Origin of the sequence: Clostridium fessum (assembly GCF_003024715.1) — a bacterium.
Lineage (GTDB): Bacteria > Bacillota > Clostridia > Lachnospirales > Lachnospiraceae > Otoolea > Otoolea fessa.
Genome location: NZ_PYLO01000002.1, coordinates 478,967 through 503,471, shown reverse-complemented (window position 1 = coordinate 503,471; position 24,505 = coordinate 478,967). Strand labels below are relative to the sequence as shown.

At 52.1% G+C, this 24,505-nt stretch carries 26 protein-coding genes and 2 pseudogenes; 22 read left to right on the top strand and 6 right to left on the bottom strand.

Translation table 11 applies throughout. From position 1 onward, the window contains the following. Position 1 precedes the first annotated feature (1 nt). The 20 genes and pseudogenes from C7U56_RS07400 to C7U56_RS15930 all read left to right on the top strand — a co-directional run bounded on the left by C7U56_RS07400 (position 2) and on the right by C7U56_RS15930 (position 16,839). Positions 2–658 carry a Crp/Fnr family transcriptional regulator gene (locus tag C7U56_RS07400; RefSeq protein WP_107000764.1) on the top strand — a complete coding sequence of 219 codons (657 nt, stop codon included), beginning with the start codon at positions 2–4 and terminating at the stop codon, positions 656–658. Positions 659–737: 79 nt separating this feature from the next. Next, the gene (gene rbr / locus C7U56_RS07395) at positions 738–1,280 is read left to right on the top strand and encodes a rubrerythrin (RefSeq protein ID WP_107000763.1); all 543 of its coding nucleotides are present in this window, start codon (positions 738–740) and stop codon (positions 1,278–1,280) included. 20 nt (positions 1,281–1,300) lie between these two features. Next, positions 1,301–1,675 carry a desulfoferrodoxin family protein gene (locus tag C7U56_RS07390; RefSeq protein WP_107000762.1) on the top strand — a complete coding sequence of 125 codons (375 nt, stop codon included), beginning with the start codon at positions 1,301–1,303 and terminating at the stop codon, positions 1,673–1,675. 76 nt (positions 1,676–1,751) lie between these two features. Next, positions 1,752–1,964 (top strand): DUF6219 family protein, encoded by a 213-nt coding sequence (locus tag C7U56_RS07385; RefSeq protein ID WP_107000761.1) that lies wholly within the window; start codon positions 1,752–1,754, stop codon positions 1,962–1,964. A gap of 89 nt (positions 1,965–2,053) precedes the next feature. Beyond that, positions 2,054–2,212: a rubredoxin gene (locus C7U56_RS07380; RefSeq protein WP_107000760.1), complete on the top strand. Its 159-nt coding sequence runs from the start codon at positions 2,054–2,056 to the stop codon at positions 2,210–2,212. A 132-nt stretch (positions 2,213–2,344) separates the two neighbouring features. Next, positions 2,345–2,590: a ferredoxin-thioredoxin reductase catalytic domain-containing protein gene (locus tag C7U56_RS07375; RefSeq protein ID WP_107001011.1), complete on the top strand. Its 246-nt coding sequence runs from the start codon at positions 2,345–2,347 to the stop codon at positions 2,588–2,590. A 12-nt stretch (positions 2,591–2,602) separates the two neighbouring features. Continuing rightward, entirely contained in the window at positions 2,603–2,806 is a 204-nt protein-coding gene (locus tag C7U56_RS07370; protein WP_107000759.1) for a 4Fe-4S binding protein, read from the top strand. Beyond that, complete coding sequence (locus C7U56_RS07365; RefSeq protein WP_107000758.1) at positions 2,803–3,378, top strand: 4Fe-4S binding protein; 576 nt, start codon at positions 2,803–2,805, stop codon at positions 3,376–3,378. Before C7U56_RS07370 ends, C7U56_RS07365 begins: the two co-directional genes overlap by 4 nt. Before the next feature lie 28 nt (positions 3,379–3,406). After that, a complete protein-coding gene (trxA, locus tag C7U56_RS07360) occupies positions 3,407–3,727 on the top strand; it encodes a thioredoxin (RefSeq protein ID WP_107000757.1) in 321 nt (106 codons plus the stop codon). Beyond that, positions 3,724–5,418 carry an FAD-dependent oxidoreductase gene (locus tag C7U56_RS07355; protein ID WP_107000756.1) on the top strand — a complete coding sequence of 565 codons (1,695 nt, stop codon included), beginning with the start codon at positions 3,724–3,726 and terminating at the stop codon, positions 5,416–5,418. Before trxA ends, C7U56_RS07355 begins: the two co-directional genes overlap by 4 nt. Beyond that, positions 5,415–6,086, top strand: a complete 672-nt coding sequence (locus C7U56_RS07350) for a GTP pyrophosphokinase (RefSeq protein WP_107000755.1) — start codon at positions 5,415–5,417, stop codon at positions 6,084–6,086. The genes C7U56_RS07355 and C7U56_RS07350 overlap by 4 nt, the downstream gene beginning before the upstream one ends. A gap of 343 nt (positions 6,087–6,429) precedes the next feature. After that, positions 6,430–6,861, top strand: a complete 432-nt coding sequence (locus tag C7U56_RS07345) for an RrF2 family transcriptional regulator (protein ID WP_015553424.1) — start codon at positions 6,430–6,432, stop codon at positions 6,859–6,861. Between the two features lie 22 nt (positions 6,862–6,883). Then, positions 6,884–8,797: an acyl-CoA dehydrogenase family protein gene (locus C7U56_RS07340; RefSeq protein WP_107000754.1), complete on the top strand. Its 1,914-nt coding sequence runs from the start codon at positions 6,884–6,886 to the stop codon at positions 8,795–8,797. 22 nt (positions 8,798–8,819) lie between these two features. Continuing rightward, positions 8,820–10,031, top strand: coding sequence for an FprA family A-type flavoprotein (locus tag C7U56_RS07335; protein ID WP_107000753.1), 1,212 nt, complete (start codon positions 8,820–8,822; stop codon positions 10,029–10,031). A gap of 165 nt (positions 10,032–10,196) precedes the next feature. After that, positions 10,197–12,713, top strand: coding sequence for a ribonucleoside-diphosphate reductase subunit alpha (locus tag C7U56_RS07330; protein WP_181357201.1), 2,517 nt, complete (start codon positions 10,197–10,199; stop codon positions 12,711–12,713). Between the two features lie 10 nt (positions 12,714–12,723). Continuing rightward, on the top strand, positions 12,724–13,767 hold the full coding sequence (locus tag C7U56_RS07325; protein WP_098924544.1) for a ribonucleotide-diphosphate reductase subunit beta: 1,044 nt from the start codon (positions 12,724–12,726) through the stop codon (positions 13,765–13,767). A gap of 37 nt (positions 13,768–13,804) precedes the next feature. Beyond that, positions 13,805–14,986 carry an FprA family A-type flavoprotein gene (locus tag C7U56_RS07320; RefSeq protein WP_107000751.1) on the top strand — a complete coding sequence of 394 codons (1,182 nt, stop codon included), beginning with the start codon at positions 13,805–13,807 and terminating at the stop codon, positions 14,984–14,986. A gap of 161 nt (positions 14,987–15,147) precedes the next feature. Beyond that, the gene (locus C7U56_RS07315; protein ID WP_107000750.1) at positions 15,148–15,471 is read left to right on the top strand and encodes a thioredoxin family protein; all 324 of its coding nucleotides are present in this window, start codon (positions 15,148–15,150) and stop codon (positions 15,469–15,471) included. Positions 15,472–15,485: 14 nt separating this feature from the next. Then, a pseudogene (locus C7U56_RS07310) lies at positions 15,486–16,383 on the top strand (NAD(P)/FAD-dependent oxidoreductase). 294 nt (positions 16,384–16,677) lie between these two features. After that, positions 16,678–16,839 carry a hypothetical protein gene (locus C7U56_RS15930; protein WP_233430214.1) on the top strand — a complete coding sequence of 54 codons (162 nt, stop codon included), beginning with the start codon at positions 16,678–16,680 and terminating at the stop codon, positions 16,837–16,839. 521 nt (positions 16,840–17,360) lie between these two features. On the opposite strand, the gene C7U56_RS16210 is transcribed toward C7U56_RS15930, so the two are convergent. Both C7U56_RS16210 and C7U56_RS15610 read right to left on the bottom strand, forming a co-directional pair. Next, positions 17,361–18,026: a type I restriction-modification system subunit M N-terminal domain-containing protein gene (locus tag C7U56_RS16210; protein ID WP_333491304.1), complete on the bottom strand. Its 666-nt coding sequence runs from the start codon at positions 18,024–18,026 to the stop codon at positions 17,361–17,363. Positions 18,027–18,052: 26 nt separating this feature from the next. Beyond that, the gene (locus tag C7U56_RS15610; RefSeq protein WP_181357200.1) at positions 18,053–19,294 is read right to left on the bottom strand and encodes a hypothetical protein; all 1,242 of its coding nucleotides are present in this window, start codon (positions 19,292–19,294) and stop codon (positions 18,053–18,055) included. 777 nt (positions 19,295–20,071) lie between these two features. On the opposite strand from C7U56_RS15610, the gene C7U56_RS07280 reads away from it, so the two are divergent. Together C7U56_RS07280 and C7U56_RS07275 are read left to right on the top strand one after the other, a co-directional pair. Continuing rightward, entirely contained in the window at positions 20,072–21,388 is a 1,317-nt protein-coding gene (locus C7U56_RS07280) for a hemolysin family protein (protein WP_107000749.1), read from the top strand. Between the two features lie 211 nt (positions 21,389–21,599). Beyond that, entirely contained in the window at positions 21,600–21,737 is a 138-nt protein-coding gene (locus C7U56_RS07275; RefSeq protein ID WP_233430213.1) for a hypothetical protein, read from the top strand. 336 nt (positions 21,738–22,073) lie between these two features. On the opposite strand, the pseudogene C7U56_RS07265 reads toward C7U56_RS07275, so the two are convergent. From C7U56_RS07265 to C7U56_RS15605, 4 genes and pseudogenes are all read right to left on the bottom strand, one after another. Then, a pseudogene (locus tag C7U56_RS07265) lies at positions 22,074–22,315 on the bottom strand (peptide-methionine (R)-S-oxide reductase); the annotation flags it as partial. Between the two features lie 89 nt (positions 22,316–22,404). Beyond that, on the bottom strand, positions 22,405–23,361 hold the full coding sequence (locus C7U56_RS07260; RefSeq protein WP_107000747.1) for a TlpA disulfide reductase family protein: 957 nt from the start codon (positions 23,359–23,361) through the stop codon (positions 22,405–22,407). A gap of 5 nt (positions 23,362–23,366) precedes the next feature. Beyond that, positions 23,367–24,260 carry a 4Fe-4S binding protein gene (locus C7U56_RS07255; protein WP_181357212.1) on the bottom strand — a complete coding sequence of 298 codons (894 nt, stop codon included), beginning with the start codon at positions 24,258–24,260 and terminating at the stop codon, positions 23,367–23,369. Between the two features lie 25 nt (positions 24,261–24,285). Continuing rightward, on the bottom strand, positions 24,286–24,432 hold the full coding sequence (locus C7U56_RS15605) for a CD1871A family CXXC motif-containing protein (RefSeq protein WP_181357199.1): 147 nt from the start codon (positions 24,430–24,432) through the stop codon (positions 24,286–24,288). Positions 24,433–24,505 lie beyond the last annotated feature (73 nt).

The following is a 24,505-nucleotide window of genomic DNA, read 5'->3' as shown; positions in this document are numbered from 1 at the left end:
TATGGAACGCACACTGACACAACTTCCGTTCTGGTCATCCTTGACCGAACGCGAAATGGACACACTACGCCGAAGTGCCTTTGTCCGTCATTATAAAAAGGGTGCGTTCGTTCACAGCAGCGACAATGAATGTCTCGGAATGCTGTTTATTCTTTCCGGCGAGATCCGCACCTATCTTCTCTCTGATGAGGGGCGGGAGGTAACGCTGTTCCGCCTGTATCCGGGCGAACTATGCGTGCTTTCCGCCTCCTGCGTGATCAGTCAGATCACCTTTGATACACAAATGACTGCCGGAATGGATACGGACATTCTGATTATCTCTGCAAATGTCATTGCTGCACTCAAGGAGAAAAATCTCCATGTCCGCTGTTTTCTTTATGAACTGGCAACGAAACGGTTTTCTGATGTGATGTGGGCGATGCAGCAGATTATGTTCAAGGGATTGGATCAGCGGCTGGCAGAATTTCTCTTTGCCGAAGCGGAACGTACCGGCTCCGACACGATACGCATGACCCATGAGCAGATCGCCCAGCACATCAGCTCGGCACGGGAGGCAGTGGCACGGATGCTCAAAAGCTTCTCGGAGGACGGGCTGGTGGAGCTGAAGCGTGGTGCAATCACGCTGCGGGATAAGAACAGACTAAATCGTCTAAAATAAAAAGAAATGTGACTTCGTTACAGAAGAAAATCATAGATTTGCTACAATAAAAGCAGAAAAACAGGAAGGAGTATCCGCCATGAAAGAAACGAAATACGCAGGAACTCAAACCGAAAAAAACCTGATGGCTGCCTTTGCCGGTGAGTCCGAGGCGCGCAACAAATACACCTATTTTGCATCCAAGGCCAAGAAGGAAGGCTACGAGCAGATCGCGGCGCTGTTCCTCAAAACCGCTGATAATGAGAAGGAACACGCCAAGCTGTGGTTCAAAGAGCTGAACGGCATTGGCGACACCGCCGAAAACCTTCTCTCCGCCGCTGAGGGCGAGAACTACGAGTGGACGGATATGTACGACGGCTTTGCCAAAACCGCCGACGAGGAGGGTTTCCATGAGCTGGCCCAGCGTTTCCGCCTGGTAGCCGCCATTGAAAAGCATCATGAGGAGCGCTACCGTGCCCTGCTGCACAATGTGGAGATGGCGGAGGTCTTCGCCAAGAGTGAGGTCAAGGTATGGGAGTGCCGCAACTGCGGGCATATCGTGATCGGTGAGAAAGCACCGGAGGTCTGCCCGACCTGCAACCATCCCCAGAGCTACTTTGAAATTCACGCAGAAAACTATTAAAGAGAAAAGGAGAACGAATCATGGAGCAGAAGTTTTACATTTGCAAGCATTGCGGCAACATCATTGCCAAGGTCAAGGACACGGGCGTTCCCGTCATCTGTTGCGGTGAGCCGATGAGCGAGATCATCCCCGGTACCACCGACGCCGCCGTGGAGAAGCACGTCCCTGTCTGGACTGTGGAAAACGGCATCGTTCATGTCAAGGTCGGCTCCGTAGAGCATCCCATGCTGCCGGAGCACTACATCGAGTGGGTGTCCCTCCACACCAATCAGGGCAACCAGCGCAAGGAACTGCACCCGGGCGAGAAGCCGGAGGTCTGCTTTGCGCTCTGCGAGGGCGACGAAGTCGAGGCGGTCTACGCCTACTGCAACCTCCACAGTCTGTGGAAAGCGTGATCGTTCCGCGCATGGTATCTTAGAACCAACATAGAGAACTGAATGTCATGTATTGCAGGCAGGAGGCAAACAAGTCATGAAAGCACATAAATATTGGTCAATCGGAGCGGTAATTACCATGTTTGGAACTTTTTGCACTGGATATAAAGGCTCAAAAACAACGCATAAGTACCTTGCGCTTAGTTCCTTGATCTGCATGGTTATGGCAGTATATACGGGTCATAAAATGATTTCAGGGAATAAGAAAACAAAGAGAGTAAAACAAGCGGAAGCTGTGGATATTCTTTGAGTAAGATAGGAATCGTTATTGTTTCTGATGACGATAAAGTCGGGCTAATGTTGTGTGCGAAATAAAAAACAAGAAAGAAGAATTTCATTATGAAATATGTATGCGATGTGTGTGGTTGGGAATACGACGAAGAAAATGGCTATCCGGAAGGCGGCATTGCACCGGGTACAAAATGGGAAGATATTCCGGATGATTTTGAATGCCCCTTATGTTTTGTTGGCAAAGACCAGTTTTCTGTGGCTGAGTAAGGAAGCACAACAAAACCTATAAACAAAGAGCCGTGAAGCAGTATGTAAGATACCGCTTCACGGCTCTTTCTCACTTATATAAAAATTTGCCGTAACGTAACCTCGTCACAGAAAAATGCTTTGTACTGCGGTATGATAAAGCCACAATCAATCAACAAGAAAGAGGTGGCGAACATGAAAATCAAGCTCAATTCCGATCAGGAGATTGTCAGCACCATCAGAGAAGGACTCAAGCGCACCGGCGGGTACTGCCCCTGCCGCAGGGAGAGCACAGAGGCGACCAAATGTATGTGCCAGGAGTTTAAGGATCAAATTGCAGATCCGGGCTTCGAGGGATTCTGCCACTGTATGCTCTATTACAAATCCTTGCAGGATTAAGGGAGGAACGCTATGCTGTCAAAGAAACTGGCCGCCATAGATAAGACGCGGTGCGTCGCCTGCGGCGTGTGTGAAAATACCTGTCCACTGGGGGCCGTCAAGGTGCGCCGCGGCTGCTACGCCGCTGTGGAGGCGGAACGATGCGTAGGCTGCGGCAAGTGCGCAAAGATCTGTCCCGTCGGCTGCATTGAGGTGAAAGTGAGGGCTGACGCATGAAAGTAAAGCATTGGTACGATTATCTGTGGGTATATGCAATCATCTATTTTGCACTGGGCTTTTTCAATATCCTGTTCGCGTGGCTGGGCATGATCGATTTTCTTCTGCCGCTGTTCTTAGCCATCTTTGGTGGGAACAAATACTTTTGCAACCACCTCTGCGGACGGGGTCAACTGTTCAGCAAGCTGGGGACAGACCTTAAATGCTCCCGCTGCAAGCCCACGCCCCGCTGGATGTCCTCCAAGTGGTTCCGTTATGGCTTTTTGATCTTTTTCCTGACGATGTTCGGCAACATGGTGTTTCAGACATATCTGGTCGCTGCGGGTACTTCGTCCCTGCGGGAGGCCATTAAGCTGTTCTGGACCTTCCGTGTGCCGTGGGGCTGGGCCTACACCGCCGGAACGGTGACAGACTGGGTAGCCCAATTCAGCTTCGGCTTTTACAGCCTCATGCTGACCTCGCTGCTCATCGGCCTCATCGTCATGGTGCTCTACAAGCCCCGTACATGGTGTGTCTTCTGCCCCATGGGAACCATGACGCAGGGGATTTGCAAGCTGAAAAACAAAGAATAAACAAAGATAACAGAAAGGAGCCTTACTCATGGCTGAACTGAAAATTACTGCTGCGAATTTTGAAAATGAGGTACTGCGTTCCGACAAGCCCATTTTGCTGGACTTCTACGCCGACTGGTGCGGACCGTGCAAAATGCTCTCTCCCATACTGCATGAGCTTGCCGAAGAAAAAAGCGGCGCGCTCAAGGTGGGAAAGGTCAATGTGGACGAGCAGATGGAGCTGGCAATGCGTTTTCAGGTGTCCAGTATCCCGATGCTGGTCGTATTCAAGGATGGAAAGGCCGTTGCCAAATCGGTGGGCTATCGGCCTAAGTCGGAGATTGCCGCAATGGTGGAGGGCGCAAGATGAAAGTTGTAATCGTAGGCGGTGTGGCGGGCGGTGCTTCTGCCGCCGCCCGCATCCGCCGTTTGGATGAACACGCGCAGATCATCATGATCGAGCGCAGCGGCTATGTGTCCTATGCCAACTGCGGTCTGCCGTATTATGTGGGCGGTGTGATCAAGGAGCAGGAAGAATTGACGCTGCAAACTCCGGAGAGCTTTTGGGATCGCTTTCGCATTGATGTGCGAGTACGGCAGGAAGTAACTGCGATCAATCCCGCAGAGAAAACCGTCACCGTCCACGCACTGGACAGCGGGAAGGTCTACACGGAAACCTATGACAAACTGCTTCTTGCCCCCGGCGCAAAGCCGACGATTCCTGCGCTTTCCGGTGTGGACAGCGAGCGGGTCTTTACCCTGCGCACCGTGGAAGACACCCTCCGCATTCGACGCTTTGTAGAGGATCAGAAGCCGAAAACCGCTGTTTTGGCTGGCGGCGGTTTTATCGGTCTGGAAATGGCGGAAAACCTTGTGGAGATGGGCGTTTCGGTTACCATCGTCCAGCGTCTGAAGCAGCTATTAGCGCCGTTGGATGCGGATATGGCCAGCTTTGTCCATGCGGAAATGCGCAGACACGGTGTGGCTCTGCGGTTGGATGAAACCGTCACCGGATTCCGACAGGACGGAGATTCCGTGCTGACGCTGCTGGAGGAAAGTGAGCCGCTGCGCTCCGACATGGTGCTGCTGGCCATCGGCGTCACGCCGGACACCCATCTGGCAAAAGAGGCCGGACTTGAGCTGGGCATCCGGGGCAGCATCGCTGTCAACGAGCGGATGGAAACCTCCGTGCCGGATATCTACGCTGTGGGCGATGCCGTAGAGGTCACCCATTTCGTGACCGGCCAAAAAGCATTGATCTCGCTGGCGGGGCCTGCCAACAAGCAGGGACGCATTGCCGCTGACAATATCTGCGGCGGAAACAGCCGCTTTCACGGCTCTCAGGGCTCGTCTGTTCTGAAACTGTTTGGCTTGACAGCGGCCTCCACGGGGATCAATGAGAAGGCAGCGCAGGCAGCAGGGATCGCTTACGACAAAGTCGTATTATTCCCGGCATCCCACGCTATCTATTATCCCGGCGCACAGTCTATGGCAATGAAGGTGATGTATGAAAAAGAAAGCCTGCGGCTGCTGGGTGCGCAGATCGTTGGCGGCGAGGGCGTGGACAAGCGCATTGATGTACTGGCAACGGCCATTCGCGCAAAAATGACAGCCTTGGAACTGACGGAGCTTGACCTTTCCTATGCGCCGCCCTATTCCTCTGCCAAAGACCCGGTCAATATGGCCGGTTTTATGATCGAGGATTTGGAGAGCGGGAAGGTACGGCAGTTCCATTGGAATGAGGTTGAGGACTTGCCTTGCGATGGCAATGCGACACTGCTGGATGTCCGTACAGAAGGCGAATATCGGCGTGGGCACTTGAATGGATTCCGCAATATTCCACTGGACGATCTGCGGGAGCATTTGGACGAGTTAGACCGGGGTAAGCCTGTTTATGTGAATTGCCAGACAGGGCTTCGCAGTTATCTGGCCTGCCGACTTTTGACGCAGTACGGTTTCACCTGTTCCCATCTCTCCGGCGGATACAGTTTTTATCAGGTCGTAATACAAGAGCGGCAGACAGCGCGGAGCGCCTATCCCTGCGGAATGGAGAAGCTATGAGTGAGAATTTATTTGGCTTGACGGTTGCGGCAGATAAAGGCTTAGATGATTTGCAGTGCCAGCGCCTTTTAAGCGAAAATCGCAGGTATCAGGAAGTCATGCTGCAATACCGATGTGCGCTGAAAGCACTGGAAAGCAGGTTGGAAATTCTAAACGAAGAGTTTTCATTGCAGCATGATCGCAATCCGATAGAAAGTATAAAAAGCCGCTTGAAGTCGCCGTCCAGCATTATGAATAAGATGCAGAAACGCGGACTTCCTCTGGATTTTCCGACCATGCAGACAAATATCATGGATATTGCCGGTGTGCGGGTGATCTGCTCTTTCGAGGAGGATGTGTTCTTTTTGGCAAAGTGCTTAAAAAAACAGTCTGACATTGAAATCATCACAGAGAAAGATTATATTTCACACCCTAAGCCAAATGGCTATCGCAGTCTGCACCTGACGCTCCGGCTGCCGGTATTCTTTGCGGAAAAAGTGATCCATGTGCCGGTGGAGATACAACTCCGTACAATCGCTATGGACTTCTGGGCAAGCCTTGAGCATACCATCCGCTATAAGAAAAACTTGCCGATAAATGCTGAAGTCGAAACTGAACTGAAAGAGTGCGCCGATTCCAGCAGAGAATGGGACGGTAAGATGGAACATTTACTGCATATCATAACATAATGTGTCGAATATAAAATGAAAAGCACGCACTTTGGTGCTTGCCTTGGACTTGCCAGGGACCGCCTTATCCGCCTTGGGTGGGCGACCCCTGCGAGCCCCAACCAATTTCTCCGCTTTCTGGTTTTCAGGCATAGTCTTTTCTGCTTTCGGCGGACTGCCACGGCACAGCTTTTTCGGCTTCTATATTGTAAGGAACATGGCTTTTCGCTGAATGGAAAGCGAAGCTGACCCGGGCTGGAGCGGTCTGTGTTAAAACGATATATTTTTTTGAAAATTATCTTGATAAAATTTATCAAGATTGATATAATGGCATTAACAAGCAAGCGAAAAGAGGATGTGGAGCATGATCATCACCAAAGAGACGGACTACGCACTGCGCATTTTGCGGGTGCTGCTGGACGGGGAGAAGCATTCGGTGGCCGAGATGTCGGAAACGGAATTGATCCCCAATCAGTTTGCCTACCAGATTCTGCGCAAGCTCTCCGCCGGCAATTTGGTGCGGGTGAGCCGCGGCGCCCTCGGCGGCTGCGCGCTGTCCTGCGATCTGGACGCGACCTCCCTCTACGATCTCATGGGGGTCGTGGGGGAGCGGGGCATCCTGTGCGCCTGCATGGAGCCGGGATATGAATGCCGCTGGCAGGACAAGCATGGGCGGTGCGCCATCCACTGTCAGCTGGCGGCCTTGCAGCAAAAGCAGGACGAGGCGTTCCGTGCCGTGAGCCTGCGCAGGCTGCTGACCGGCGGATCCGATCCCCAAGATACAAGCAAGCTGTAAAATTTTAAGAGGAGGTACCCATATGCTGTTTCAAACCACGGCGGCGCACGAAGAGCTGCGCGCGAAGATCCGGAGTTTTGCGGAGGAGGAGATCAAGCCCCTCGCATTTTTAATGGATCAGAACAATGAGTTTCCCGAGGAGGCTGTCAAGAAGCTGGGTAAGCTGGGCTGGATGGGCATTCCCTACCCCAAGGAGTACGGCGGTGCCGGTCTTGATGCCCTGAGCTACGCCATCGCGGTGGAGGAGCTGGCCCGTGTGGACGGCGGCGCGGGCGTAATCCTCTCCGCCCACGTCTCCCTCGGCTCATGGCCCATTTTCGCCTATGGCACCGAGGAGCAGAAGAAGAAATATCTGGTTCCGCTGGCCAAGGGCGAGAAGATCGGCGCCTTCGGCCTCACGGAGTCCAACGCCGGATCCGACGCCGGCGGCACGGAGACCACGGCGCTGGATAAGGGGGACTACTACCTCCTCAACGGCGGCAAGATCTTCATTACCAACGCCCCTAAGGCGGACACCTATGTGGTTTTCGCCGTCACCACGCCGGACATCGGCACCCGGGGCATCTCCGCTTTCATCGTGGAGAAGGGCTGGAAGGGCTTTGAGTTCGGCGACCACTATGACAAGATGGGCATTCGCTCCTCCTCCACGGCGGAGCTGATCTTCAACGACGTGAAGGTTCCCAAGGAAAACCTATTGGGCAAGGAGGGCGAGGGCTTCAAGATTGCCATGTCCACGCTGGACGGCGGACGCATCGGCATCGCCGCGCAGGCGCTGGGCATCGCCCAAGGCGCGTTTGAGCACGCGTTGAGCTATTCCAAGGAGCGCGTCCAGTTCGGCAAGCCCATCGCGGCCCAGCAGAGCATCGCCTTCAAGCTGGCGGATATGGCCACCAAGCTGCGCTGCGCCCGGTTCCTCATCTACTCCGCGGCGGAGCTGAAGGAGCAGCACGCGCCTTACGGCATGGAGTCCGCCATGGCGAAGATGTACGCCTCGGACATCGCGCTGGAGGTCACCAACGATGCCTTGCAGATCCACGGCGGCAGCGGCTTCCTCAAGGGCATGGAGGTGGAACGGGCCTACCGCGACGCCAAGATCACCACCATCTACGAGGGCACTAACGAGATCCAGCGGGTGGTCATCGCCTCTCATCTGGTGGGCAGGCTGGGCAAGAGCTCCGGCGGCGAGAGCCGTTCGGCGGCCAAGAAACCCGCGCCCATCACCGGCATTCGCAAAAAGACCATCTTCCGGGAAGGGGATGCTGCCCAGCAGGTGGCCGACCTTGTAGCGGCGCTGAAGAAGGATGGTCACGACTTCTCCGTGGGCATCCCTATGGATACGCCCATCCCGCAGGCGGAGCGGGTGGTCTCCGCGGGCAAGGGCATCGGGGAGAAAAAGAACATGAAACTGGTAGAGTCGCTGGCCAAGGCTGCCGGCGCGGCCATCGGTTCTTCCCGCCCTGTGGCGGAGACTCTCAAATATCTGCCGCTGAACCGCTATGTGGGTATGTCCGGTCAGAAGTTCACCGGCAATCTGTACATCGCCTGTGGCATCTCCGGCGCATCCCAGCACCTTAAGGGCATCAAGGACGCCTCCACCATCGTGGCCATCAATAAGAACGGTAACGCGCCTATCTTCAAGAACTGCGACTACGGCATCGTGGGCGATGTGGAGGAGATCCTGCCCCTGCTCACTGCTGCGCTGGATAGCGGCGAAAAGCTGCCCGCGCCGCCTATGGTAAAGATGAAGCGGCCCACACCGCCGAAGCCCGCCCCCATCGGCGACCGCTACGTCTGCAGCGGCTGCGGCTACGAGTATGTGCCGGAGTTGGGCGACGAGGACGGCGAGATCGCGCCGGGTACGCTCTTTGAGCAGCTTCCCGCCGAGTGGGTGTGCCCGGAGTGCGCGGAGACGAAGGATCAATTTGTAAAGGCTTGAGCCGTGAAGGAGGTAAGATAAGATGTATTGCGTGCGTAAAGTAACAAACGACCTCTACTGGGTGGGCGCCAACGACCATCGCCTGGCCCTGTTTGAAAACTGCTTTCCCATTCCCCGGGGCGTAAGCTACAACGCTTACTGCCTGCTGGATGAAAAGACGGTGCTCTTTGACACGGTGGACTGGTCTGCCTGCCGCCAGCTTTTGGAAAATCTGGCGTATGTGCTGGATGGCCGCGAGCTGGACTACCTGCTGGTCAACCATCTGGAGCCGGATCACGCCGCCTGCATCGAGGAGATCCTGCTGCGCCATCCTAAGGTGAAGCTGATCTCCAACGAGAAGGCATTCATGCTCATGCGGCAGTTCGGCTTCCATGTGGACGGACATGAGTGCATCGAGGTGAAGGAGGGCGACACCTTCTCCTTTGGCAAGCACACCGTCACCTTTGTGGGCGCGCCTATGGTTCACTGGCCGGAGGCCATGGTGACCCTCGACGTCACCGACGGCGTCCTCTTTTCCGCCGACGCCTTCGGCACCTTCGGCGCGCTGGACGGTAAGCTGTTCGCCGACGAGGTGGACTTCGAGCGGGACTGGCTGGACGACGCCCGCCGCTATCTCACCAACATCGTGGGCAAGTACGGCCCCCACATCCAGCTCCTGCTGAAAAAGGCCGGCGGCGTTTTGGATCAGATCCAGTACATCTGCCCGCTCCACGGCCCCGTGTGGCGCAAGGATCTGGGCTGGTTCATCGAAAAGTACGACACATGGAGCCGCTATGCCCCTGAGACCCAGGGCGTGCTCATCGTCTACGCCTCCATGTACGGCAACACGGAGAACGCGGCGCAGGCGCTGGCGGCGTCGCTCTGCGATAAGGGCATGAGCAAGGTGGCGATGTACGATGTGTCCTCCACTCATGTCTCCCAGCTGATCTCCGAGGCGTTTAAGTACAGTCACATTGTCCTGGCCTCTGTGACCTACAATCTCGGCATCTACCCCGCCATGCATGACTTCCTCATGGATATGAAGGCACTGAATCTGCAAAACCGCACCTTTGCCATCATTGAAAACGGCTCATGGGCGGTGAAGTCCGGTGACCTCATGCAGAAATTTGTCAACGATGAGCTTAAGAACATGACGGTGCTCAACGAGCGGCTCAGCCTCGCCTCGTCCATGGGCACGGACAAGCGCACTGAGCTGGAAGCACTGGCGGACGCCATTCTGGAATCTATGAAGTAACTGGCAGGAAAGCCAAAACCAAGACAACAGACAACAAACAGCCCCGCCGTGTCGGCTGCAGAAAAACCGGCTTTCAAAAATAGAGCGGGCAAGCGTGATACTGCGCTTGCCCGCTCTTTGCCCAAAAGGACATGAAAAGTGACCGGAGAAGATGAGAGGATCGAAATGGAGATCAGAAAACGAAACGGGAAGTCTGTTCCTTTTCAACAGGAGAAAATTTTCAACGCCATGAAAAAAGCGTTTGATGGACAGGGAAGGGAGATTGGGGGCGGAGAACTGGAGGAGATCCTCGCCGCCGTTCTCAACAATCTCTCCGTCACAGTACCGCTCACCGTGGAACGTGTGCAGGACGAGGTGGAGCGGACGCTCATGGAGCGCGGACACTATGAGGTGGCCAAGGCGTACATCCTCTATCGCGAAAAGCGGTCTGCGCTGCGCCGCGTCCGGCATACCATCGCGCAGACGGTGGGGGATAACTCGCTTGACGAGGTGCTGCGCCGTATCCAGATGGATTTTACCGAGGAAATCTACTCCCTCGCGGCGCTTCAAATGAAGTTTGAGAGCTTCTGTCGCCCGGGCATGACGGAGGATGAGAGGGCTGAGGCACTGACCAAGGCAGCGGTAGAGCTGACTACGGCAGAGGCACCCAAGTGGGAGTTCATCGCGGCGCGGCTTCTGAACCACTCCTTTCGCTGTCGCAACGCACAGGAATGGGAGGGGCGCGGCGTCGGCGACCTCTATGGCAGGCTTCGCTATCTGACGGATAAGGGACTCTACGGTGACTATATTCTTGCCCACTATACCCACGAGGAGATCGCTATGGCGGAGGACTTTCTCTGCCCGGAACGGGACGAGCTGTTCACCTACTCCGGCCTTGACCTGCTGCTCAAACGCTATGTGATCCAGTCACGCAGCCGCGTGCCGCTGGAAACACCGCAGGAGATGTTTTTGGGTATCGCGCTGCATCTTGCTATGAACGAAGGCTCTGACCGCATGGGGTGGGTAAAACGCTTTTACGATATGCTCAGCCGTATGGAGGTCACGATGGCGACACCTACCATGTCCAACGCACGAAAGCCCTACCATCAGCTTTCAAGCTGCTTTGTGGACACTGTGCCGGACAGTCTGGACGGCATCTACCGCTCGCTGGACAACTTCGCAAAGGTCTCTAAATTTGGCGGTGGAATGGGGATGTACTTCGGTAAGGTGCGCGCTGCAGGCAGCACCATCCGCGGCTTTCAAGGGGCGGCGGGCGGTGTTATCCGCTGGATCCGGTTGGTCAACGACACCGCCGTGGCGGTGGATCAGTTGGGGATGCGGCAGGGCGCTGCGGCGGTTTACTTAGACGCATGGCACCGGGATCTGCCTGAATTCCTTCAACTGCGCACCAACAACGGCGACGACCGCATGAAGGCGCATGATGTGTTTCCCGCCGTGTGCTATCCGGATCTCTTCTGGCGACTGGCGGAGGAGAACATAGACGCGCCGTGGCATCTCATGTGTCCGCATGAGATCCTCACGGTCAAGGGCTACGCACTGGAGGATTACTGGGGTACGGAATGGGAGAAGCGGTATCTGGACTGCGTCAATGACCCGCGCATCGAAAAGCGCAGCGTCACCGTCAAGGACATCGTGCGGCTGGTGCTTCGCTCGGCAGTGGAGACCGGCACGCCCTTCGCCTTCAACCGCGACAGCGTAAATCGTATGAACCCAAACGGCCACACGGGAATGATCTATTGCTCCAATCTCTGCACGGAGATCGCACAGAACATGGCGCCCATCGAGCATATCAGCACTGAGGTGCACACGGAGAACGGCGACACAGTGGTGGTGACGGCCACACTCCCCGGTGAGTTTGTGGTCTGCAACCTGGCGAGTCTGTCTCTCGGTAATCTGGCGGTGGAGGACGAGGCCTATATGGAACGCACGGTGGAAACGGCCATCCGCGCACTGGATAATGTGATCGACCTCAACTTCTACCCGTTGGAATACGCGCGGCTTACCAATCAGAAGTACCGCAGCATCGGCCTGGGCGTCAGCGGCTACCACCACATGCTGGCAAAGCGCGGCATCCGATGGGAGAGCGATGAGCACCTTGCCTTCACCGATGCGGTATTCGAGCATATCAACTACGCCGCCGTCAAGGCGGACACAGCACTGGCACGGGAAAAGGGCCGCTATGCGCTCTTTGAGGGCAGCGACTGGCAGACAGGCGCGTATTTTGAAAAGCGAGGTTATACCTCAGAAAAGTGGCGGGCGCTTGCGGAAACGGTGGCGGTGCAGGGAATGCGCAACGCCTATCTGCTGGCTGTCGCACCCACTTCCAGCACATCCATCCTCTCCGGCACGTCGGCGGGCATCGATCCAATTATGAAGAAATTCTTTTTAGAGGAAAAAAAGGGCAGCATGCTGCCCCGCGTTGCTCCGGAGCTTTCTATGGATACATGGTGGTACTATAAGGCGGCGCATCTGATCGACCAAAGCTGGTCGGTACGCGCCGCGGGCTTTCGCCAGAGACATATTGACCAGGCGCAGAGCATGAATCTCTATATCACCAACGACTATTCCATGCGTCAGGTGCTCAGACTGTATTTGGAGGCGTGGAGGGCCGGCGTCAAGACCATTTATTATGTCCGCAGCAAGGCCCTTGAGGTCGAGGCCTGTGAAAGCTGCTCGTCATAAGGAGGATAGCATGATGGAACTGAAGAAAAAGCCCCTCTTTAACCCGGAGGGCGACCCTGATGTGCGCCTGCGGCGCATGATCGGCGGCAATACCACCAACCTCAACGACTTCAACAATATGAAGTACGCTTGGGTCAGCGACTGGTACCGGCAGGCCATGAACAACTTTTGGATCCCTGAGGAGATCAATCTCTCGCAGGATGTGAAGGACTATCCCCGCCTGCTGTCAGCCGAGCGCAGCGCCTACGATAAAATTCTGAGTTTTCTTGTCTTTTTGGATTCCATTCAGACAGCGAACCTGCCTAATATCGGCGCCTACATTACAGCCAACGAGGTCAATCTCTGCCTGTCCATTCAGGCGTTTCAGGAGTGTGTCCACTCACAGAGCTACAGCTATATGCTCGACACCATCTGTTCCCCCGTGGAGCGCAATGACATCCTCTACCAATGGAAAACGGACGAGCATCTGCTGCGCCGCAACACCTTCATTGGGGACTGCTACAACGAGTTTCAGGAGCGGAAGGACGCTCCCACGCTGCTGCGCGTGATGATGGCGAACTATATTTTGGAGGGCATCTATTTTTACAGCGGCTTTATGTTCTTCTACAATCTCTCCCGAAACGGGAAGATGCCCGGCTCGGCGCAGGAGATCCGCTATATAAACCGCGACGAGAACACGCACTTGTGGCTGTTCCGCAATATCATCACGGAGCTGCAAAAGGAGCAGCCGGAGTTGTTCACCGCCGAGAGCGTACAAGCGCTGCGCGAGATGATGCGTGAGGGCGTGGAGCAGGAGATCGCATGGGGGCATTATGTGATCGGCGACGACATCCCGGGGTTGAACCGGCAGATGATTAGCGATTACATCCGCTATCTCGGGAATCTTCGCTGGACGAGCCTTGGCTATCCGGCATTGTATCCGGGCTTTGAGAGCGAACCGGAGAGCATGGAATGGGTCAGCCAGTACGCTGACGCCAATATGGTCAAGACCGATTTCTTTGAGGCACGCAGTACCGCCTACGCCAAGAGCACCGCACTGATAGACGATTTATAAGAAAACCAAAGACATCAGAATAGGAGGTATTTTTTATATGGATATCCGAACGGTAACAGATGCCATCCGCTATGTAGGGGTGGATGATAACACATTGGCACTCTTTGAAAACCAGTACCCCGTCCAGCCTATGGGAGTGAGCTACAACTCCTATGTCATTCTGGACGAGAAAATCGCCGTGATGGACAGCGTGGACGCACGGGCGGCGGTGGAATGGCTTTCCAATGTAGCGCAGGTGTTGGGGGGGCGCAACCCCGATTATCTTGTGGTCACACACATGGAGCCGGATCATTCCGGCAGCCTCATGCGGATAGCGCAAGAGTACCCGGAGATGAAGATCGTGGGAAACGCGAAAACATTTACCCTGATCAAGCAGTTCTTTGGCACGGGTGCATTGTCGGAAGACCGTATGCTGGAGGTTGGCGAGGGCAGCACGATCTCTCTGGGCTCACACCGGCTGCGCTTCCTGCTGGCACCGATGGTACACTGGCCGGAGGTGATGACGGCGTATGAGGAAACGGAAAAAATCTTGTTCTCGGCGGATGCCTTCGGACGCTTTGGCTCACTGGAACGGACTGCCCGTGCCCCCTGGGTGCCGCAGGCCCGACGGTATTATTACAATATTATCGGGAAATATGGCGCACAGGTGCAGGCTCTGCTGAAAAAGACCTCCGCGCTGGAGATCCAAACGATCTGCCCGCTCCATGGTCCCGTGCTTACAGAAGGGCTGGAGGAGTGTCTGCGGCTCTATGATCTCTGGTCACAATGGGAACCAGAAGAATCGGAGAGCATACTGATTGCCCACGCATCCATCCATGGAAATACTGCCCATGCGGCGAAGACCCTCAAGGGTAAATTAGAGAAAAAAGGCGTGCAGGTCAGCATATGTGATCTCACTGTGACAGATCTTTCCTACGCTGTTGCCAGTGCGTTCTACTGCGGGAAACTGGTGTTGGCCTGCTCCACTTATGACGGAGGACTGTTCCCGCCCATGAAGGCCTTTTTGGATCATTTACAGACAAAGGGATTCCGAAACCGCCGGATCGGCCTCATGGAAAACGGCTCATGGGCCCCTGCTGCCGCGCGGCTGATGCGCGCCGAGTTGGAAAAGATGAAGGAACTCCGACTGTGTGAAACGGAGGTATCGCTGCGCGGCGCACTGAACCAAACCAGCGAAGCGCAGATGGACGCTCTTGTGGCGGAGCTCTGCGCGGAATAAGCTGCAACAAACCGCAGCTATTCTCGTACAGATGATGGTCTTACTCATCTGCTTTATGTCCCAAGGGCAGAGTACCGTCATCTCAGGTTGAGGTCACGATGTGGTGTGGGGCGAGAACGGAGTCTTGAGAATACCCAAACAAAAGAAAGGAGCTGACAGATATGGCAGCTATGAATATGAATCAGGAGCAGTTTGAGCAGGCGACCCGGGGCGAAAAGCCCGTTTTGGTGGATTTCTGGGCGCCCTGGTGCGGCTATTGCCGGAGGATCGGCCCTGCGTATGAGAAGATTGGAGAGGAATACGCGGACAGCCTCGTTGTCAGCAAGATCAATATTGACGAGGAGCCGCGGCTGGCGGGGGCCGAGGGGATCGAGGTCATCCCAACTCTGGTGCTGTACCGGAACGGAAAGGCCGTGGATTCCATCACCGCGCCCGGCTCAAAGGCAGAGATCGACCGCTTCATTCAGGAAGCCTTGGCGAAATAACGGAGGATTCAGATATGAACAACAATCATGTTTATGATATGCTCGTGGTGGGCGGCGGCCCGGGCGGGGCTGGACACCGTCGTGCTGGAAAAGCTGTCTGCTGGCGGGCAGATGGCCCTGACCGAGCAGATCGACAACTACCCCGGCTTTGAGAACGGGATCGACGGCTTCTCTCTGGCGGAGAAGATGCAAAAGCAGGCGGAGCGTTTTGGGGCACGCAGCGAATACGCGGAAGTTCTCCGCATGGATCTGACGGCGGTTCCCAAGCTCGTGGAGACCAGCGAGGGGATCTTCCGGGGGAAAACCGTGGTGCTGGCCACCGGCGCAGACCCCAGAACGCTGGGCGTTGCCGGAGAGACGGAGCTGTTGGGCCGGGGCGTGGCCTACTGCGCCGCCTGCGATGGGATGTTTTACAAGGACAAAACGGTGGTCGTGGTGGGCGGCGGCAATTCCGCCGCGGCAGATGCCCTCCTTCTCAGCCGCGTGGCGAAAAAGGTGATCCTCGTCCACCGCAGAGACACCCTGCGGGCCACCAAGATCTATCACGAGCCACTGGAACAGACCGAAAATGTGGAATTCCGCTGGAACAGCACCGTTTCCGCGCTGCTTTCCGGGGACAGGCTGACCGGCGTACGCCTGCGGGACACCGTCACCGGTGAGGAAAGCGTGGTGGACTGCGACGGCGTATTTGTCAGCGTGGGCCGACAGCCCGCCACGGCGCTGGCGGTGGGTCAACTGGCGCTGGACGGCGGCGGCTATATCGTGGCCGGAGAGACCACGGAAACCAGTATTCCCGGCGTTTACGCCGTGGGCGACGTGCGGACGAAGCCCCTCCGTCAGGTGGTCACCGCCGTGGCGGACGGCGCGGTGGCAGTCCACATGGCGGAGAAACATATCGCGGAAAACCGATAAGGAAGGTAGATTGAAAAAGCCATGTTTAAGGTCAGGCCGGATACGACCGCAGTGGGGATGCCGACATATCTGCAAGGAAAACTGCCAGAGTGATGGCAGATAAGATCACCCATGTAAGATCGGGAGATATGTTGTCTCTCCATATCCAGTCCACGCAACAGTGAGCAACTGAACACAAAACACAGCCACAGATGTACTCTGCGGCTGTGCTTTTATGCATAGTACTTACGGAAAGGATTCGATGAGCAGATTTCTGTGATACGGATTTTGGATTCTCGCAGAGAGGAATTTCGATTGAGTAAAGCATATGAGCAGAAAATTGACGTGGTAAATGTCATTACTGCTCCAGAAATTGAAATGCTGATTATTCATGCAGAAGGAGCATATGATCAGTTTAAGCGTTCTGGAAAAAAACAAGCGAATTTTGTAAAACAAATCTTCGGATGCATGATGTGAAGTCGTATGAGATAGAATCGTCTTCGATGCCTCGTTGGGAAACCAACGAGGTATTTTTTTTGCCCCAATCCGACTGCATAGGACACTGAAAAAATCAAAACAAACCATATGTAGTCCTGCAAGGACAACCAAAGTGCGCCTACGAGGCCAACGCGAAACCGGAGGATTCTTGTTAAACTTACTTTGTAAGGACGAAAGTCCGGATGTCCCTTGAAAACTGAATACTCATTCTTCAGGTACATTCCTGTTTGGTCGAGCCATCGACTGCACGCCATGAAGCCCATCGGGGCGATAGCGGTTTCGCAGAAGCAAATGCCGGATTGCAACCGGCGGCGGTGCTAAAGCCAGACAGGGACAATGATACTTCCGTAATTCGCGGTCCGGCCATAAGGAAGGCGGGATGGTTAAATTCCAATGGAGCAGTGAAGCACACTGCCGCCTGTGAGAAATCCTACATCTCTGGGGTGATAAGAAAAAGTACAGAGAAACCATATTTTCAGAAAGCACTGCTGGGTGCTGTATCAGCATGATACCTGGCAGGCTTGTTCTTCCAGTTTTGGTAATGGCACAACCCGTCTAAGTGTATCTGATACGGATATTCTTAAACGAATTTCCATAATACCCTTGGCATATTTCCGCAGCTCTTTCTGAAAACCTACAGTGCTAAAGATGTAACTAATAAACCTTAAATCAGCATCTTCTGTTTCCTTGAAAACATAATAGACAGGGCTAACACATCCGAAATAATGGGATATGCCAACTGATCCGATTATGACATTCATACTGTTTCTCTTGATGATGTTGTCAAAATCGAATTTGGACAGAACATCCTGGACATTGGGAGAGAACCCAGCCAGATAGTCCCGGAAGTTGGCTTCGATGTTATCCGGGTCAGCCAGCAGCTTTTCAAATGTGAACTTGCTGGTATTGTAGAACTGATAACCGGAAGCCTTGGTCAGAAAGCCATCAATGACGGCCAGCTTCTTGACCTTTTCATACTGTGCCAAGACTGCTTCGTGGGTGGGAAGCAGACAGTCGTGGAAACGTTTAACCACGGTCATAGGAAGGATTACAAGTCCGTACTCATGGGGCTTAAAGGGGCCACGGAGCATATCTGCCACATTCCAGATCATCGTTGCTTTTTCTGCAATATTTACTCCTACCGCTTGGATTTTATCGTTAGACATCGTGTGTACCTCGATTCGTATTTTCTTTATGCACTGGCCTGGGTGCCTTCAAGTGGCTCCAGACCAATTATGAAGTCGGTAAGCAAAATAGCATTCAGAGAAGCTTTTTTGCTCGGATAGCTGTGATACCAGCTGTGAGAAACGCCATGCCGGTTCGGCACACCATCAACCACATCATCAACCTTATTGCACTGAGAAACAATGAAGGTATTAAAATAATCGCTGAAGATCTTGTCGTAGTCGTTTGCCTCGATCAGATCTTCCAGTTCTTTTTTAGTGATCGCCATCCTTTGCCGGTGACGATCCTGCATGGTAGCATTGTTTGCCTTTATGTAGATTAAGCCCTCCCACATAGTTGCCAAGCTGGAAATACACAGGGCATATTCACCACGGAGATGTGCTTCAAGAGCCTGTCCCAGAATTCGTTTGATATGTGGTTCTAAATCAGATTCTCTCCATATTCGCTTGATGAATTTGATTTCATTCTTGTCGTAATAGTCGAGAATGACCTTGTCGATACGCTTTTCTCGTCGCTTACTTGCACCTCGGCTTGTTGCCAGGATGTCCGATATTTCCGCTGTCATGGTAATATCCGCTGCCCAGCCAGCGTAGGGGAACCATTTGCATTCATACATAGCCGTCAAGTACGCTTGATTGAACTTCTTGTATCTCCCAAGAATATCCGGTTCCAGTGCAAGATTCTCCAACACAGAGCGCATTGGAGAGATGTCAATGCTCTGAAGCCAATCCATCACAGGCGAATGAATTGTCGCTGTAAGTGCAGACCCAAAGGAGCTTATAATTCCATGAACAGAATCCGCAAGTAGTTTTACCGCACTATTATTGAAAGACTGGAGCATCGCCGTCATCCCTAAATTGGCTTGTTCAAGCAGCGGATTCTTGAAAGTATAGTTGGGGACATTAGCGACTATTGCAAGTTCTCCTAAAGTCTGGATGGTACTACTGTGTTGTAGGGCATCTATTGCAGTACCTACGCTGGTAGCCAACTTCATAGCTTTACTCTGTTCAGCAATCGCTTTCATAGCTGGCGAAGGTTCTGAAATTGCATCCAACGCAAGCGTCGGAATCTCAAAATTGGGGATATGTGCAGTAGCACCTTCTGCGATTCGCTTGAGTTTTTCCTCTTGCTCCAGAATGGGCGCTAAACTATCTGCTATTTTTTTGCTGGCTTCCATACTTTCCAGCAACTGATCAGAAATAGGGTTATGTTCAAAATCTTTGATCGGGTGCTTATTTCGTTCATACATCAGGATAGTTGCGGGTACAACATCTATTTGCTCTGCAAGCTGTCTGGTAGTCAGAGACTTTCTCTGTCTGTAATACCTCAGATTGTCACCGGGCAGATTACTTGTGGGCTTTTCCTCAAAAGGTATCGTGACCTGGGGCAAAAGCCTTTCTTGGTAAAATTGACACAACGATGTGTGATTGAAAATACCATTGCAAAGACGAATTATCATATTCATCTGGTATTTAGTGAACGGAAAATGTTGGAACAACCCGAAGTAAAGGTTGCTACCCGAAATATGTTTTATGATGAGCAGGGAAAGCATAGACGCACAAAGAAAGAGGTTTTAGACGAGAATGAGTGATATACAAGCATGTGCAAGGGAGATTGTGAATAAAGAAATGATTTATCAATAAGGAAGATGATATGGTGGAAAGCAAGTCTGAAAATGGCTTGCTTTTTACTTTAAAATGATGTTAAGTGATGATAAAGAAAATTGAATTTCCCAAAGAAATTAAAAATAATCGGATTTTATGTTTTACATAAATTTAACACACTTTTGCTTTTTTCGAATTGATTATGTTAGGTCTTTTTGTTATACTGTACTACAATACTATTTGAGAGGAGGAATATTTAACATGGACGAAAGTGATAATGATTCTGAAGCGAACCAATTCAATAGAATTTTTATTTATATATCGCAAGGCATGGACTATGTATTCGGAACATAGACCATGTCTTTTGTTGCTTTTAAGTAAGTGTGATATTTAGATAATTTTATTGTAGAAAGGTTTTATTTATGAGTACATCAATTTTTATTCTTTTAGTAGTGCAGATTATTTTAATTATATTAAACGCGATTTTTGCGAGTGCAGAGATCGCTGTTTTATCAATGAATGAAACAAAGCTAGAACGAATGGCAGAACAAGGTAATGGTCGGGCAAAGAGATTAGTACGATTAACGCAAGAGCCGGCACGATTTCTTGCGACAATTCAGGTTGCAATCACATTGTCGGGATTTTTAGGAAGTGCTTTTGCAGCAGATAATTTCTCAGAACCTTTAGTTGATTGGGTTGTTGGGATGGGCGTGAATATTCCACGTTCTACTTTAGATACCATAGCTGTTATATTGATTACATTGATTTTATCATATTTCACGTTGGTTTTTGGCGAATTAGTTCCAAAGAGAATCGCAATGAAAAAATCTGAAGAACTGGCAATGGGGATTTCAGGATTGGTTACGGGAATCTCTATCCTATTTAAGCCAATCGTTTCATTTCTTTCAATATCAACAAATATTGTCTTGAGGATTTGTGGTATTGATCCAAATGAAGCGGAAGATCAAGTAGGTGAAGAAGAAATACGTATGCTTGTTGATGCGGGAAGTGAAAAAGGAACAATAGATCATCAAGAAAAAGAGTTTATTCAAAATGTTTTTGAATTTAATGATATTATGGCTGGTACGATTGCTACACATCGAACAGATGTGACAATATTATGGATGTCTGATGATGTGAAGGAGTGGGATGAAACGATCCACAATACACGACATACCCTTTATCCCGTCTGTGGAGATTCGATAGATCATGTTATTGGTATTTTAAATGCAAAAGACTATTTTAGATTAAAAGAAAAAAGTAAGGATATGGTTATAGATTCTGCAATTTCTGCACCATACTTTGTTATGGAAACTACAAAAGCAGATGTGCTTTTTAAAAATATGAAACAATCGAAGCAATCTATGGCGATTGTATTAGATGAGCATGGTGGAGTGGTTGGAATAGTAACTCTTTTTGATTTATTAGAAGAAATTGTTGGCGATTTAAACGATATTGAACCAATATCGTCGGAAGAAGAAACTGTTATTATAAGAATAAGCGATAACAAGTGGGAAGTGAAAGGAAATATACGATTAAGTGATATTGAAGACGCTATAGGTGTTACATTTACAGCAGAAGATTGTGACACATTTACTGGATTTGTATTTCAAAAATTTGGTATGGTACCAAAGGATGGGGATACAAAAATAGAATTAGAAATAGAAAATATGCATATAATCATTGACAAAATAAAAGAACATCAAGTTGAACATGCAATTATAGAAATTTTAGAATAAAATTTTGAAATGCATTTGAAAATTATTTTAGAAACAAGGGGATATATCAGAAGAGTACATATACATTTTCAAATACAACAGGGATAGAATGATGTTGCGATAAAAAAGAGGGAGACACACATTTGTTTAATCCATGAAGTCCAATTTTGCCGTTGACGGACGAACACATGCAGAGTACCGCAAGACCAAATCGGAAATGCAGGATTGGCTTGTGGCGCAGAAGATTATGCAGGAAAACCTGAAAGAGGACGAGCAGAAAAAGAGCAGCTGCATGAGCAGGAAGTGCGGCAGGAAGAAGAAAATAGACAAAGCAGTCGATGATGGAATGTCCGGTGCAGTGTGGGTGTAATGCTCATGCTGCACCGGGCTTTTTTCTTTGAAAATGATTTTTTATAATGTTGATCTTTGACTGCTCTTAACTCAAATATTGTATCTTAACTCAAAAAAAGTTATAATACAGAAAAAGAGTTAAGAATGCAGGTGATGACATGGAATATCTCGATAAAGTTCTTGGAGTCAAGGTTACCTATGAGGACGTAGAGTTTAAGCACGGAGTGACTGTCTTGGATGCGGCATATTTGATTCCATTTAAGGCAAAAGCATGGATGGATTTGACAGATCGTAAGGCCGCAGGAGAACATGTTGATAGCAAAAATATTAAGAAACATAACAGTATTTTGCGAACTCATTCCTCGAACAGATACAGAAGATATCCGTAACCCTCTGCTTTCATCTTTGCGTAAGGCACAAAGCGCAGGGCCGCACTGTTGATACAGTAGCGCACGCCATTGGGGACTCCGGATCGCCAGTGAACACATGACCAAGGTGAGAATCTCCGGCACGGCTTCTGACCTCTGTACGGCGCATGCCGTGGCTCAGGTCCTCCAGTTCCACCACGGCAGGCTCTTCAATGGGCTTTGTGAAAGCCGCTCAGCAGCAGTACCGCGGTGAGCAGAAGCGGCAATACTCTCCGATACATGGTGTATCCCTCCTTTCGGAGAAGATAAATTCGTTTGTCAGCCCATATCGGCGGCAAGAGCCTGGTCGATGAGCTTTTGCAGAGTCTCCGCCTGCTTCTTTTCCGTGATGGCGCCTACGATGGGTTCACCCACGATATTGCCGCTGCGGTCGACCACATAGGTGGTGGGATAGGCAAAGATGTTGGTGGTAAACTTTCCCGCCTCACCGTCGGAGTCAAAATACACATTCTGATAGGTGGCGCCCTTCTTGGCAAGCACATCCTTCGCCTCGGAAATTGCCGTTTCGTCGCCGTCCAGCGTGAAGGTGTTGACGCCGATGAGGGAGCCGCCCTTCTCCGCCAGTTCCTTGTTCAGCGCATCCAGCTCGGAAAGCTCGCCTACGCAGGGATTGCAGGTGGTGAACCAGAAATTCACCACGGTGACGGCGTTGGCGGAGAACAGCTCGTCGCTCTTCACCGTGTTGCCATCCAGGTCCTTGCCCTCAAAGACGGGAAATTTCTGCATACTGCCGTCATCAGGCGGCGTGGTCATGTCGCTGCCCGCGGGCACGCTCATAGCGCCATCCGTAGATTGCTGTGCCGCCTCGGGGTACTTTTTCTCTATCATGGTCAGCTTGTTTTCAATCTCGCGGATCTTCTCTGCCGCCTCCTTGAGCAGCTTCAGCTCATCCTCTGTAAACTGATCTTTGGAATCTTCGATGGTGTCCAACAAGAACTCACCATAGTTTTTGCCGTCCTCCTGCATGGTCATGCCCTTGTCGGCCGCTATGAAAACTTTTTCCCAAAGCGCTGTGTTCTCCGAGAGAATGGCATTTTCCTGCGCCATTAGCTCCTTGTGCATGGCAACCGCTTCCTCGGCATTCTTCGGTTCGCTACTCATTCCGTCCATTTTGTCTCCGCCCTTTGTGCCGCAGGCTGCCAGAGAGAGCACCATCAGTGCAGTAAGCAGCAGCGCCAGAATTCTGCCGGCAGTATTCGTCCTATTCATCTTCATTCGTTTTATTCCTCCCTGTTAGTGTTGTTTGTCTGTAGTGTTTCCGCTGCTTTTGCCTTATCTTTACCGTCTCCGAAGCCGTAGCGGAAGCACACGGCTTTCGTCGGACAGGCGCGGATGCACATTCCGCAGCGGATGCACTCGGTATGGTTGGGCGTTTTCGTCACATCCACATCCATCTTGCAGGCTCTGGCGCATTTCCCGCAGGAAACGCACTTATTCTTATCCACCTTCATCTGGAAGAGGGACACCCGGTTGAACAGCGCGTAGAACGCGCCCAGCGGGCAGAGCCACTTGCAGAACGGTCGGTAGAACAGTACGCTCAGCGCAATCACCGACAGCAGGATGCTGAATTTCCATGTAAACAGCTTGCCCAGCGCCGCCCGGATGCCGGAATTGGCAAGGGACAGCGGGATAGCTCCCTCCAGCACGCCTTGGGGGCAGAGGTATTTGCAGAAGAACGGGTCTCCCATGCCAACATCGTTCACAAGGAATGCCGGTAGCAGGAAAACCATCACCAGCAGGACAGCGTATTTCAGGTATGCCAGCAGTTTCAGCCTCTTTGTGGAAAGCTTCTTAGTGGGGATTTTGTGCGGCAGCTCCTGAAACCAGCCGAAGGGGCATAGAAAGCCGCAGATAAAGCGCCCCAGCAGCACGCCCAGCAGAATGAGGAAGCCTATGATATAGTAGGAGAAGCTGAACTTGGAAGACCCCACCACCGCCTGAAACGCCCCAATGGGGCAGGCCCCGGACGCCGACGGACAGGAGTAGCAGTTCAGCCCCGGCACGCAGACGGTCTTCCCCGCCCCCTGATACAGTCCGCCCTTGAGAAAGTTCGGCAGATGCAGGTTGGTCAGCAGCGTCGCCCCCGCCTGAATCCAGCCCCGGAAGCGGGACATGGTCTGTGAAACGCCTGAAAACTTTTTACCCAATGCCCACACACTCCAGACATAATTTGATTGCTTTGCTCAGCACTGTCGCCGCCTCGCCCCGCCAGACACCGAAGCACAGCATGGCGGCTCCGGCCATCAGCAGCACGATCTGCGCCGCTGCCTTTTTCTCGCAGCTCATTTTTCATCACCCTTTCCGATTTTCTGTCCCTATCATAGCGCGGGAGAGTTAAAGTCTCTGTTAAGAACGAAAA

Bases quoted from the DNA above. Each gene is read 5' to 3' on its own strand.
- C7U56_RS07330 (WP_181357201.1), top strand. From the start codon at position 10,197: ATGGAGATCAGAAAACGAAACGGGAAGTCTGTTCCTTTTCAACAGGAG.
- C7U56_RS07315 (WP_107000750.1), top strand. From the start codon at position 15,148: ATGGCAGCTATGAATATGAATCAGGAGCAGTTTGAGCAGGCGACCCGG.
- C7U56_RS07355 (WP_107000756.1), top strand. From the start codon at position 3,724: ATGAAAGTTGTAATCGTAGGCGGTGTGGCGGGCGGTGCTTCTGCCGCC.
- C7U56_RS07400 (WP_107000764.1), top strand. From the start codon at position 2: ATGGAACGCACACTGACACAACTTCCGTTCTGGTCATCCTTGACCGAA.
- C7U56_RS07345 (WP_015553424.1), top strand. From the start codon at position 6,430: ATGATCATCACCAAAGAGACGGACTACGCACTGCGCATTTTGCGGGTG.
- C7U56_RS07255 (WP_181357212.1), bottom strand. From the start codon at position 24,260: ATGTCCCGCTTCCGGGGCTGGATTCAGGCGGGGGCGACGCTGCTGACC.
- C7U56_RS07385 (WP_107000761.1), top strand. From the start codon at position 1,752: ATGAAAGCACATAAATATTGGTCAATCGGAGCGGTAATTACCATGTTT.
- C7U56_RS07370 (WP_107000759.1), top strand. From the start codon at position 2,603: ATGCTGTCAAAGAAACTGGCCGCCATAGATAAGACGCGGTGCGTCGCC.
- C7U56_RS07380 (WP_107000760.1), top strand. From the start codon at position 2,054: ATGAAATATGTATGCGATGTGTGTGGTTGGGAATACGACGAAGAAAAT.
- rbr (WP_107000763.1), top strand. From the start codon at position 738: ATGAAAGAAACGAAATACGCAGGAACTCAAACCGAAAAAAACCTGATG.
- C7U56_RS07390 (WP_107000762.1), top strand. From the start codon at position 1,301: ATGGAGCAGAAGTTTTACATTTGCAAGCATTGCGGCAACATCATTGCC.
- trxA (WP_107000757.1), top strand. From the start codon at position 3,407: ATGGCTGAACTGAAAATTACTGCTGCGAATTTTGAAAATGAGGTACTG.
- C7U56_RS07260 (WP_107000747.1), bottom strand. From the start codon at position 23,361: ATGAAGATGAATAGGACGAATACTGCCGGCAGAATTCTGGCGCTGCTG.
- C7U56_RS07325 (WP_098924544.1), top strand. From the start codon at position 12,724: ATGATGGAACTGAAGAAAAAGCCCCTCTTTAACCCGGAGGGCGACCCT.
- C7U56_RS07280 (WP_107000749.1), top strand. From the start codon at position 20,072: ATGAGTACATCAATTTTTATTCTTTTAGTAGTGCAGATTATTTTAATT.
- C7U56_RS07320 (WP_107000751.1), top strand. From the start codon at position 13,805: ATGGATATCCGAACGGTAACAGATGCCATCCGCTATGTAGGGGTGGAT.
- C7U56_RS07340 (WP_107000754.1), top strand. From the start codon at position 6,884: ATGCTGTTTCAAACCACGGCGGCGCACGAAGAGCTGCGCGCGAAGATC.
- C7U56_RS07375 (WP_107001011.1), top strand. From the start codon at position 2,345: ATGATAAAGCCACAATCAATCAACAAGAAAGAGGTGGCGAACATGAAA.
- C7U56_RS07365 (WP_107000758.1), top strand. From the start codon at position 2,803: ATGAAAGTAAAGCATTGGTACGATTATCTGTGGGTATATGCAATCATC.
- C7U56_RS07335 (WP_107000753.1), top strand. From the start codon at position 8,820: ATGTATTGCGTGCGTAAAGTAACAAACGACCTCTACTGGGTGGGCGCC.
- C7U56_RS15605 (WP_181357199.1), bottom strand. From the start codon at position 24,432: ATGAGCTGCGAGAAAAAGGCAGCGGCGCAGATCGTGCTGCTGATGGCC.
- C7U56_RS15610 (WP_181357200.1), bottom strand. From the start codon at position 19,294: ATGTATGAACGAAATAAGCACCCGATCAAAGATTTTGAACATAACCCT.
- C7U56_RS16210 (WP_333491304.1), bottom strand. From the start codon at position 18,026: ATGTCTAACGATAAAATCCAAGCGGTAGGAGTAAATATTGCAGAAAAA.
- C7U56_RS07350 (WP_107000755.1), top strand. From the start codon at position 5,415: ATGAGTGAGAATTTATTTGGCTTGACGGTTGCGGCAGATAAAGGCTTA.